This is a genomic window from Eubacterium sp. BL-380-WT-2B, assembly GCF_009696115.1.
Classification (GTDB): Bacteria; Bacillota; Clostridia; order Eubacteriales; family Eubacteriaceae; genus Eubacterium; species Eubacterium callanderi.
Genome location: NZ_VUMP01000007.1, coordinates 131285 through 142390, shown reverse-complemented (window position 1 = coordinate 142390; position 11106 = coordinate 131285). Strand labels below are relative to the sequence as shown.

Annotated in this window: 10 protein-coding genes and 1 tRNA gene; 9 read left to right on the top strand and 2 right to left on the bottom strand. The window is 46.6% G+C overall.

Translation table 11 applies throughout. The annotated features are described in order from the left end of the window. Nucleotides 1–136 precede the first annotated feature (136 nt). From polA to FYJ53_RS15095, 3 genes are all read left to right on the top strand, one after another. The gene (polA, locus tag FYJ53_RS15105; protein ID WP_013379264.1) at nucleotides 137–2794 is read left to right on the top strand and encodes a DNA polymerase I; all 2658 of its coding nucleotides are present in this window, start codon (nucleotides 137–139) and stop codon (nucleotides 2792–2794) included. 61 nt (nucleotides 2795–2855) lie between these two features. Beyond that, entirely contained in the window at nucleotides 2856–3470 is a 615-nt protein-coding gene (coaE, locus tag FYJ53_RS15100) for a dephospho-CoA kinase (RefSeq protein WP_148427505.1), read from the top strand. 55 nt (nucleotides 3471–3525) lie between these two features. Further along, nucleotides 3526–3615 (top strand) — tRNA-Leu (locus FYJ53_RS15095). A 110-nt stretch (nucleotides 3616–3725) separates the two neighbouring features. On the opposite strand, the gene FYJ53_RS15090 is transcribed toward FYJ53_RS15095, so the two are convergent. Both FYJ53_RS15090 and FYJ53_RS15085 read right to left on the bottom strand, forming a co-directional pair. Further along, nucleotides 3726–4874, bottom strand: coding sequence for a tyrosine-type recombinase/integrase (locus tag FYJ53_RS15090; RefSeq protein WP_154557461.1), 1149 nt, complete (start codon nucleotides 4872–4874; stop codon nucleotides 3726–3728). A gap of 647 nt (nucleotides 4875–5521) precedes the next feature. Next, nucleotides 5522–6109: a helix-turn-helix transcriptional regulator gene (locus FYJ53_RS15085; RefSeq protein ID WP_154557460.1), complete on the bottom strand. Its 588-nt coding sequence runs from the start codon at nucleotides 6107–6109 to the stop codon at nucleotides 5522–5524. A 146-nt stretch (nucleotides 6110–6255) separates the two neighbouring features. On the opposite strand from FYJ53_RS15085, the gene FYJ53_RS15080 reads away from it, so the two are divergent. From FYJ53_RS15080 to FYJ53_RS15055, 6 genes are all read left to right on the top strand, one after another. Continuing rightward, nucleotides 6256–6450: a helix-turn-helix transcriptional regulator gene (locus FYJ53_RS15080; RefSeq protein ID WP_154557459.1), complete on the top strand. Its 195-nt coding sequence runs from the start codon at nucleotides 6256–6258 to the stop codon at nucleotides 6448–6450. 12 nt (nucleotides 6451–6462) lie between these two features. Beyond that, a complete protein-coding gene (locus FYJ53_RS15075) occupies nucleotides 6463–6681 on the top strand; it encodes a helix-turn-helix domain-containing protein (protein ID WP_148427513.1) in 219 nt (72 codons plus the stop codon). A 102-nt stretch (nucleotides 6682–6783) separates the two neighbouring features. After that, on the top strand, nucleotides 6784–8844 hold the full coding sequence (locus tag FYJ53_RS15070) for a phage/plasmid primase, P4 family (RefSeq protein WP_195840259.1): 2061 nt from the start codon (nucleotides 6784–6786) through the stop codon (nucleotides 8842–8844). Between the two features lie 129 nt (nucleotides 8845–8973). Then, entirely contained in the window at nucleotides 8974–9183 is a 210-nt protein-coding gene (locus tag FYJ53_RS15065) for a hypothetical protein (protein WP_154557456.1), read from the top strand. After that, nucleotides 9180–9347, top strand: coding sequence for a hypothetical protein (locus FYJ53_RS15060; protein ID WP_154557455.1), 168 nt, complete (start codon nucleotides 9180–9182; stop codon nucleotides 9345–9347). Before FYJ53_RS15065 ends, FYJ53_RS15060 begins: the two co-directional genes overlap by 4 nt. A gap of 320 nt (nucleotides 9348–9667) precedes the next feature. Further along, nucleotides 9668–9916 carry a hypothetical protein gene (locus FYJ53_RS15055; protein WP_154557454.1) on the top strand — a complete coding sequence of 83 codons (249 nt, stop codon included), beginning with the start codon at nucleotides 9668–9670 and terminating at the stop codon, nucleotides 9914–9916. Nucleotides 9917–11106 lie beyond the last annotated feature (1190 nt).

Here is an 11106-nt window from a genome sequence, read left to right as displayed (position 1 = left end):
AATCCTCCGGAAGGAGGAAAAAGATTTTTGATGAAAAAGATGCTCCTTGAAACGAGTCCAAATTTCATCTCCCTTCTTCAACCCGTATCGCCGCGATACGGGCCCACCGACCAAAATAAATCCATGGAGGATTCACGTGAATAAAAAAAGTATTTTAATCGACGGAAACAGCCTGGTTTACCGTATGTTTTACGGCGTGCGGGAAATGTCCAATTCCAAGGGCGTTCCCACAAACGCCATCTATGGCTTTGTCAACGTCTTAGTAAAAATCCAGAATGAATATAAGCCGGATTATCTGGCAGTGGCCTTTGACCTGAGCGCCCCGACCTTCCGGCACAAGGAGTACGAGGATTATAAAGGCGGCCGTGACAAAATGCCCGAGGATCTGCAAGTGCAGATGGACCTGCTCAAGGAGCTGCTCGGCAAAATGGGGATTCCCATGATCACAAAGGAGGGCTATGAGGCCGACGATATTATCGGCACCCTGTCCAAGCAGGGGGAAGCCAGAGAGACGAAGACCCAGATTATCACAGGGGATAAGGACTCCTTTCAGCTGGTGGACGACTATGTCAACGTGCTCTATACGGCGACCCGCAGCGGCACCCAGTTCGCCACTGTGGATGACGCCTACATCATGGAACGCTATGGTGTGACGCCCAGAGAGCTCATCGACGTCAAGGCTCTTATGGGCGACCCGTCCGACAATATTCCCGGTGTGGCCGGCGTGGGTGAGAAGACTGCCATCAAGCTCATCAAGGAGTACCACAATATCGACACGCTGTACGAGCATATTGACGACCTCAAGGGAAAACAAAAGGAAAAGCTGGAAGCCGGTAAGGAATCCGCCTTTGCCAGCCGATTTCTGGGCACCATCTGCCTGGATGTGCCGCTGGACCTGAGCCTTGAGGATCTGGCCTTCAAGCCGATCTTTACCGAGGAGAGCATCGAAATGCTCAGGGACCTGGAATTCAAGTCCATCCTCAATAAAATCCTGCCCGATGACGGTGAGGGGGACGCGCCAGTGGCGGCCAGCGATATCCAGTACACCACCATCGGCACCACCACTGAGATGATCACGGTCATGAACCGCCTGGCCAGGGAGCTGAAGCTGACGGTTTACGCCTACCGCGAGGACGACCGCGTCTGGGTGGCGGCGTACATTGGCGGTGTGTACTACTTTGTGGAAAAGCCCGCCATGGTTTCAGCCTTCTTCAGCGGCCTCGGTGAAATTCCTGAGGCCGACAGCCTGCAGACCGTCGGCCATGACCTTAAAAACCTGACCCATATTTACCACAGCCAGTGCTCGGTCATTGTCAATTACACCTTTGATACCTACATTGGCGCTTACCTGCTGAACCCGTCCGACCAGCGCTATGATCTTCAGACCGTTGCCATGAAATACCTGGGCGACACCATCCAGAGCGAGGAGGATTTCTTCGGCAGGGGCAAGACCCTGGTGCGTGCAGAGGATATGGACAGCGCCAGACTGGCTGCCTTCATGGTTAAAAACTGTGAGGTTATCCATCGTCTTGAAAAACCTCTGGCGGAAAAGATCGAAGCCGACGGCATGACCGGCCTGTTCCAGAACATTGAGCTGCCCCTGCTCAAAATCATGGCCTCCATGGAGGAACTGGGCTTTAAGGTGGATATCCATCAGCTTGAGGAACTGTCCGTGGAGTTTGAGAAAAAGATCGAGACCCTGACCTCGGAAATTTACGAGCTGGCCGAGGAGGATGATTTTAATATCAATTCCACCAAGCAGCTGGGCACCATCCTCTTTGACAAGCTTAAGCTGCCAGTGGTCAAAAAGACCAAGACCGGCTATTCCACCAACGCCGAGGTGCTGGACCAGCTGGTGCTGTTCCACCCCATTATCCAGAAAATCATCGACTACCGCATGATCTCCAAGCTGGATTCCACTTATGGTAAGGGACTGATCAAGCTGGTAGACCCCAAGACCCACAAGATCTACTCCACCTTTAACCAGACCGTCACCGCCACCGGGCGTTTGAGCTCGTCCGACCCCAACCTTCAGAACATCCCAGTCAAAACGGAGATGGGCAGGGAAATCCGTAAGGTCTTTGTGCCCTCAGCCGGGGACCGGGTGCTGGTCGACGCCGACTACTCCCAGATCGAGCTGCGCGTGCTGGCCCACCTGTCCGGAGATGAAAACCTGATCGACACCTTTGTGAAGAACCAGGACATCCACACCCGCACAGCCTCCGAGATTTTTAACGTGCCCATGGACGCGGTGAGCAGAGAGCAGAGGAGCCACGCCAAGGCCATCAATTTCGGCCTGATCTACGGCAAGCAGGCCTTCAGCCTGGGCAAGGACCTGGGCATCACCCGGGGCGAGGCCCAGTCCTATATCGACCTGTATTTCTCCAGATACCCCAAGGTGCTGGAATACATGGAAAATATCAAGGCCGAGGCCAAGGAGAAGGGGTATGTGACCACCATCTGGGGGCGCAGACGCTACATCACTGAGATCAATTCCAGAAACCGGATGCTGGTGCAGGCCGGTGAGCGCATGGCGCTGAATACCCCCATCCAGGGCGCGGCCGCCGACATTATCAAAATCGCCATGATCAAGGTCTACGACCGTCTGGAGCGCGAGGGCCTGAAATCTAAACTCATCCTCCAGGTGCACGATGAGCTCATCATCGACACCCTGAAGACCGAGCAGGAAACTGTCATGAAGCTGCTGGTTGAGGAAATGGAAAACGCCGTGGACCTCAAGGTGCCCCTGACAGTGGACGCCCACGCCGGGGATTCCTGGTACGCGGTCAAATAGAAACGGCAGCGGAGGCCCATATCGCCGCGATACGGGCCCGCTTTCTGAAAGGAGCAAACCAATGCAAATTATCGGATTAACCGGGGGCATCGCCTCGGGAAAATCGACGGTCTCCACCATTTTCAGGGAGGACTACAAACTGCCCGTCATCGACGCCGATCTGCTCTCCAGAGAGGCTGTGCTGCCGGGGAGCCCCGGCATGCGCCAGATCGAGGCCGCCTTTGGACGTGAGGTTCTCCTGCCCGACGGCAGTCTGAACCGCAGCCGTATGGGTGAGCTCATCTGCGGCGACAGCGTGGTGAGGGACCGGCTGAACGCTATCCTGCACCCGGCCATCAAGGAGCTGTACCACGCGAGCCTGGAAAGGCTGAAACGCGGCGGGAAGCCGCTCGTCATCTACGACTGCCCGCTGCTCATCGAGGCCGGCCAGCGCGAGGAGGTGGACGAGGTCCTGCTGGTGGTGACCGACGCCCAGACAAGGCTTAAACGCATTATGGAGCGGGACGGCGTGGACGAAAGTCTGGCAAAAAAGAAAATTGAGATCCAGATGCCTGACGAAAAAAAGATTGCGCTGGCAGACACCATCCTCTATAATAACGGCACGCTGGCTGACCTCAAAAACAGCCTTGATTTTTATATGAAAGAAAAATTAAAAAATGCTTGCATTATGAGCTAAGACCGTTTATAATAAATAAGGTCACGGGCTGGTGATACAATCGGCCCGCATTTATGCGAGGATGGCGGAATTGGCAGACGCGCAGGTTTGAGGGGCCTGTTGGAACTTATCTCCAGTGAGGGTTCAAGTCCCTTTCCTCGCACCATTTTATAAAAAGTAAAAAAGCCCATGAAATCAAGGTTTCAGGGCTTCTTTTATTTTTTGAGTATTCATTTGACCCCTTAATTGACCCCTTACAGATTTTTTAGGGGTATTTTAGAGGGTATTTATAAATTGATTCATGCGTTCTGAGCTTTCTTTTCTCATGGTTTCGGTTACGTGAGCGTAAGTATCCAGTGTGAAAGCCGCTGAGTGATGGCCAAGGTTCTCTTGTACGGTTTTTATGTCATCGCCAATTTGCAGCGATAACACGGCGAAAGAGTGCCGCAGATCGTGAAACCGCAAGTCAGGCATGCCAGCCTTTACGGCGATCTTTTTAAAGTGTGTTGACAGGGTACCATGCCGGATAAATCCGCCAAGCTCGTTAGTAAAGACGAAGTCCAGTGCATTCTCCCACGCAGAACCAGCTTTAAGTCTGTTTTCGGCCTGCTTTGTTCGCACAGACTTAAGAATATCCATGACAAAGGTGCTGGGCTTAATCAGACGTGTTTTCCCGTTTTTCAAAGTGGTAAACTGGCAGCCGCCTTTAAGTTTTTGGTATTGCCGATAAACATAAATGGTGCCTGCGTCAAAGTCCACACAATCCCAGGTTAAGCCGATGATTTCAGATTCTCGCAGTCCAGTAAATAAATCCACAGTGAACAGTGCTTCAAAGGGGTGGCCTTTGATTGCCTCAAGAAAAGCGGGTATCTGTGTTTTATCCAGCGGTTTAATCTCAGCCTTAACAACTTTAGGCAGCTTACACACATCGGCGGGATTAGAGGCGATATAGCCCAGCTCAAGGGCTTGCTTTAGCCCTTTATGAAGTACGCCGTGAATGTTTTTAACAGTTTTGGCCGAGTAATGCTCAGAGATTCGGTTATAAAACGCTTGTATCTGGTGCGGTTTAAGGGCCGTTAATTTCATATTGCCCAAAGCAGGCGCAATGTGGTTATTAATCTGTGTACGGTAGGATTTTAAGGTAAGAGGCTTAAGATTAATGGTATATTCATCAAGCCAGATGCCCAGCCAGTCAGAAACCTTAAGCTTTGACGGTTCTGTATATGTTCCGTTATCGAGGGCAGCCGTTACAGCATTTAACTTCTTTCTGACCTCTGCCTGTGTTTTACCATACACAGACTTTCTGATCTGCTTTCCAGTTCCCGGATCACGGCCAACAGTATAACGGGCCTCCCAACGCCCGTCAGGCCGCTGTCTTATGTTGCCGGAGCCCTGAGCGTTTCGAGTATCTTTTTTTCGTGGCATATATAAGCACACCCTTTCTTAAAAAATGTAACACATTGGCGTATCTTGCCTTCCATTTTTTCTTTGTTTTTAAGCTTGAATGTGCTATAATATAAAAAGAAACAGGGACACCGGGCACGGTAGCCCCAATACTTCATTAACGAATAACCGTCAAAGTTTTCTTAGGGCTGGACGGTTATTTGTCTTTTTTGATGCATTCAAGGATAAAAGCGATTAACGCCAGAATCAGAATTAACTGGTTACTGTCCATAAGCATCACCCCATCTCTGGGGCACAATTTACCGTACCGGTGCCGCAAGGTATCCCTGCACGGTTGATTATAGCACATCCACCCGTCTGAATACAATCAGGCGGGTTTTTTATTCTGTTTATGATTTGTTGACATCAATAAAGTGGTTCTTTACCTAAAAAGTATTTTCTCCTGTCTGAGGGGCAATATGGAGCGTTTAATGGGTAGCTGTGAAATAAAGCCCCCTTTCATACGTGATAAAACAAAACATTCACCAGCGGGGTAGCAAAACACGATACCCTTTTGGACGTGATTGTCTGAAAGTTATTTGCCGATTTTGTCGTATAAGTCTGACACATAAGCATTGACCAGCGCACAATACTGTACACTGCTACTTATAGCTTTGATTTTGAGATGGTTATTTTAGGTCATCGTCTTTCTTTCGATATTCGGCTATTTTTGTTAAATCCGCTATGTTTTCAACGGCTTTTTGTTGGCCTTTTTCGTTTAAAGAATCAAAATTAACTAATAAGGATAATTCAAGTTCAGATAAAGCATATTCAGAATTTGTGTATTTAAGTAAACTTTCAAAATAAGGTACATCTTCTTTTTTTGAAGCGTATACTTGTGCCATGGGAATATCTAATAAATCTTTCAAAGCTATCATAGTTAAGCGATTCAAAGGATATTCACCGGATTCAGCAGCTTTAACCCATTCTACATCACACTCTAATAATTTTGCGCATTCTTCATAGTTTAGGCCCTTTTTTAAGCGGCACTCTTTTAATAATTTTGAAAAGTCGACAGCAGGAGAAAGATCAAGAAGATCAGCACTTGTCACCCCTAGAGCTTCTGCGATCTTTTCAAGAGTTTCCATTGTTGGATTTGTGCTTCCTTTTTCGTATCTTCTAACAGTGATTAAAGATACGTTTGCTTTTTTTGCTAGCTGTTCTTGAGTTAAATTCAAGCGCTTTCTATACAGTCTTATATTTTCATTTAAACTCATTTTATCGTTCGCTCCTTTTTGGTCATTGTATCATAAAATAGATCATAAATGAAATGTTTTTAAAAAAATGTTTGATTTATGGTCATATATGATCTATAATTAAACTCATAAAGTATCATATATGATTTGAAAAAGGAGGTAATCATTTGAAAATTAATCAGCAGAAACTTGATATTCTGATGGCTAAGCAGTGCATTGACAAAATGACACTGGCAGAAAAGGCAGGTCTTAAGTATCCAACGATTAGACGAGCCTGCCAGAGGGAAGGAACCAGGCCCGCAACTGTGGGTAAAATTGCCAAAGCCCTTGACGTAGATGTCACAGAACTATTAGAAGATTAGGAGGTAATGCAGATGGCAGAAAAAATAAAGCCGCGCAAATTAACGTATTCTGTCCCGGAAATGGCCGTTGCTTTAGGGGTTAGTGCTCCAAAGGCTTATGAGCTGGTCAACCGTGCAGACTTCCCAAAAATCAGACTGGGGAAGAAAATTGTTGTCCCGATACAGGAATTTGAAAGCTGGGTTTCAACACATGCCTATGACGATGCTGAAAATTGGATTCAGGAAGGGTAAGTGTGGCTGCGCTCCATGACAATCAATGATATTTTAAGCAGATTAGAGGGGGTAAAGCCAGGAGCCGGTCCGAATCAATACATTGCCCGGTGTCCGGCTCACATGGATCAGCATCAGAGCCTTTCGGTTGGTGTCGGCACGGATGGGCGTATATTGTTAAACTGTTTCGCGGGCTGCGATACCGGGGAGATTGTAGAGGCAATGGACTTGACCATGAAGGATTTATTTGTGGAACAGCCCAAAACGGAGACAGACTATCCGGTTTATTATTATACCGATGAAAAAGGCAACGTGCTTGCCAAAAAAGAGCGCTGGCAGGGCCAGAGAAAGGGGTTTACATGGCATCGACTCGATAGCTCTGGAGAATGGATTAAAGGGCTAGGGGACGGCGTTGACAAGCTGAAAATGCCCCTCTACAACCTTAAGGCGATTACCGAAACGCCGCCGGACAAGCCGGTGTATCTGGTAGAGGGCGAAAAAGACGTTGAGACTTTGCGCGCTTACTGCTTTACGGCCACCACGACACCGAACGGCGCCAGCACCAAATGGGGTGATACCACATACATAAACCCGCTCAAGGGCCGTGATGTTTATATCATACCAGATAATGACAAAGCCGGGTATGCCTATGCCCAGAACGCCGCGATCGCCTTAAGCAAGGTAGCCAAAAGCGTCAAGGTTCTTGAACTCAGGAGAGTCTGGGCGGAGATACCCGAAAGAGCGGACATCAGCGATTATATCGCAAAATTTGGCTATCAGAAAGCGAGTGAGGGACTTAAACAGTTAGAGGCTGAGGCGATCGCCTTTGAGACGGCAGACGAGCCGGAGACGCATAAAAAGATTGACTGCTCATCGTTACAGCTCTACACGGTTAACGAAAAGACGGGGCTGCCCTCGAAACCGATTGACGAAAATGTTAAAACAGCTGTTCTTGAGACACATCATATTATTGTGATATCAGGTAAGCCGTGGATTTACAAGGATGGTGTTTACTTGAATGATGAAAAGGGTGTTTTGCTCAAGTCTTTTATTGGGGAGTTGATACCGACCTATATCTGCAATATCCGGCATATTAATAATATTTACCAGTTTGTTTTATCCGACCGCCATATACAGCGAACGATCCATGACATTAACCAGTACCCGGAGCACTGGATCAATTTTAAAGACTGCATGCTGGACGTTGAAACGCTTGAAAAGCACCCGCATAAGCCCGAATACTACGCTGTTAATCAGATACCGCATAACTGTCCGGATACCCGCGATTTAACGGGAAAATATCCCGGCAGCACCCTTGAACGCTTCTTTAAAACCACCATACCGGACGAGGAAGACCGGCTGATGTTCTTCCAGTATGCTGGTTACTGTATGACACGCTGCACCTATTTACAGAAATTTATGATCCTCTACGGCCCCGGCGGCACAGGAAAGTCTACCATCGTAAATCTAACGATTGATGCCATCGGGCAGGAGAATGTATCATTTCTCCCGCTGCAAACACTCAATATGACTGACGGTAAGTTTGCCACGATCCAGCTCATGGGAAAACTTCTTAATGCTTGTTCAGAAATTCCCAGAAAGGCACTGACCGATACCAGTGTTTTAAAGCAAGCGACCGGAGAGGATCAGATCAAGGGGGAATACAAAGGCGGCAGCATTTTGTTTTTTAACTCCTACGCAAAGCTGCTGTTTTCAACCAACAATATCCCACTTAACAGAGATGAAGGCTCAAATGCTTTTTACCGCCGGATGATGATTTTAAGCATTGATAAAAAAGGGGAATATATCCCGGAGTTGAAGAAAAAGCTACAAAAAGAGGTGTATATTTTTATCAGTGTAGCGGTGCAGGCACTGCACGTCATGTGCACCCACGGGAGCAGAAAAATACATGAAAGCCCAAATTCTGTTAGAGCGGTTGAGCAATATCGCTTAGATTCTGACCCGATTGCCCGTTTTATTTCTGAAAGGTGCACTTTGGGAGCAGGTTTAGAGCAGCAACGGGAGCAGGTACACAACGCTTTTTCTGTATGGACAGCAGAAGAAGGCTGTGAATACATGAGTAACCGGGCTTTCTATAAATGCCTGAGAGATAAAGGGTTTGACACAGATAGAATGTCTCATGGAATCCGTTATATTGTAGGACTTCAACTTAAAAATGAATAAGCAGGAGCAGAAGGAGCAGCTTTTTCTAACCCATTGCACATTTTTATATAATATCTTATATTACGTAATATATAGCGCAGAATAGAAAAAATGTGCTCCAAGTGCTCCCGATTGAAAGGAGACTTAAAAATGATAATTCAAAAAAGAGTAAATGCAGCGTTAACAGTTATTGAGCAGGACATAAAAGATGCAAAAGAAGAGATCAATAGAATATGGAATAGCTCAGAAGAAGAGATAAAGAAAAAGGCGTACCCATGGTCTATGGATGATGTACTAGAATCACACATAGATAAATTATTAGTTTTACGTGACATTCTGAAAGGAGGTAACCAGCGATGACCTGGGCAGAAGATTATATTTGTAAGTTATCATCCGAGATTCACTCAGTATTGAGTCATGCGGATGATTACGAAGAACTGATCACACAGCTTGAAAGCCTTGCGGAAGACATTGACGAAGCAGTGGCAGGGCTAAGAGAAATGTATGAAGATGAAGATTGTTAAAACAACGCCGTCCGAAATGGGGACACCGTTCAGCCGTCCGAAAAGAGGACGCTTCAAACGCTCGACGAAAAACGTCGTCCGTTCGGTACGAATTTCGTCCTGAATCTCTGGACGGAGTTCTATCGTAAGAAAAGCGTCGAGCGAAAACAAGGCGATGACATAGACCTTGACCCCGGAGCTGCCGGCGGGACATCTGGCAGGAAATAAAAAAGGCTTACCGCTACCAACAGTAAGCCAAAATACAGAAAGGGCCTGAGCCCCCTAGAAAGGTACTATGATTATATCACGATGGGCAGGCGCAGGCAAGAGGTAAAGGAAAAGTGAAAAAAGAAATGATAGATATTAGCGATTTTGTTTTAGCGATTCAAATTTTAACAGAGCGTATCCGTGTGTTAGCGGATGATTTGACTCAGGATTATTTTGGAAGAGATCTAAACGGCAAAGATGACTTATGGAAAGTTAAATGTGGCTATCATAGCGCAGGGATAAAAACAGAAATACTTGACGCAATGGTTGTTGAAGCCGATGAAAAATTAGCTCAATTACAGGAATCATTAAAGAGGGCCTGACATGTCACTTAAAATTTAATCAAGAAAAGTAAATGCTAATTGGCTGCGGTATAATACCGTGGCCTTTTTCTATATCCCCCGGTATACCGTTATATTTGAGCAATAGAGGCCGTATGACCACGCACCCCAGACACACACAAAAAACCCCTAAAATGAAATATTAAAAGCCCCCCCCTGTCCTCTACCGCTGATTATTTTAAAACTGCGACTGGGCGGGTGTGGTGTTTCCAATAGAGCGGCCATCAGAATATTTTTTTATTGATCATAAAGCCATCCTGACATTTCTGACACCCAAAAAGGGGCCGCGCTTTCGTACGTGCGTAACCAAAGCCTTATATTTGTAGGATTTCCACCTCGTACACTATAGCGGCTGACGAAAAGAAAAATAGCCCTATGCCGCTGGGGTGAAACCTGCCCGGTGGGGAGGGGATGCCGCCCACAGTGCCATGTTCAAAGAATGTGCTTTTAATGTTGGGGTTTGCCGATTTTACAGGATCAAAAAAGGGGACGATATTGTCAGATTTGTAAGCCCCTAAAAAAGGAGTGTTTCTATCCTGAGATTTCGGAGGCCTTAAAAAAGAGGCACACTGTAGAGGAGAGAGGACAAAATTGTCCGGGGCTAAAATAGATTGCTGAGAAATGCTGAGGTTCAGATACACAAGATGTTAAGAAATGTTAAGGTTAAAACGATATAAAGTGTTAACGAATGTTAACGTCAAAGTGCAATAAGGCAGATGCTAACATTTGCTAACGTTATAATCTGTATGTTGAGAAATGTTGAGGTTTGGTAACGTTATAGAGTATTTTACAAAACGACAAATACCGAAAAAGTGTGCATTTACAAAACCGACGAATACCGCCTTGTATGCACCCTTAGACCGCCTGAAACCTTGATTTTATCCGAACGCAGCGTTGCAAAACGTTCGGTAACGTTGCGGAGTACTACAACGTTACTTTTGGAGTACTACAACAAAAGAGTGTGCAACCTTGCAACCTGAAAAGTTGCAGCCTGTAGCCTTTGGAGCGTGTTTAAATAGGCAGGGGGAAGGGCTTTGAATCATGTTGATCCTCTACCTAAGAAACCCTAAGATAAAATATAAAAACCTGAAAAAACCTGAACTTCTCTCATGCGCGCGAGGAGTGTTCTTTTTTGTCGTCCCCACCCACCGGTCTCCAGAAGAAATTAAAAA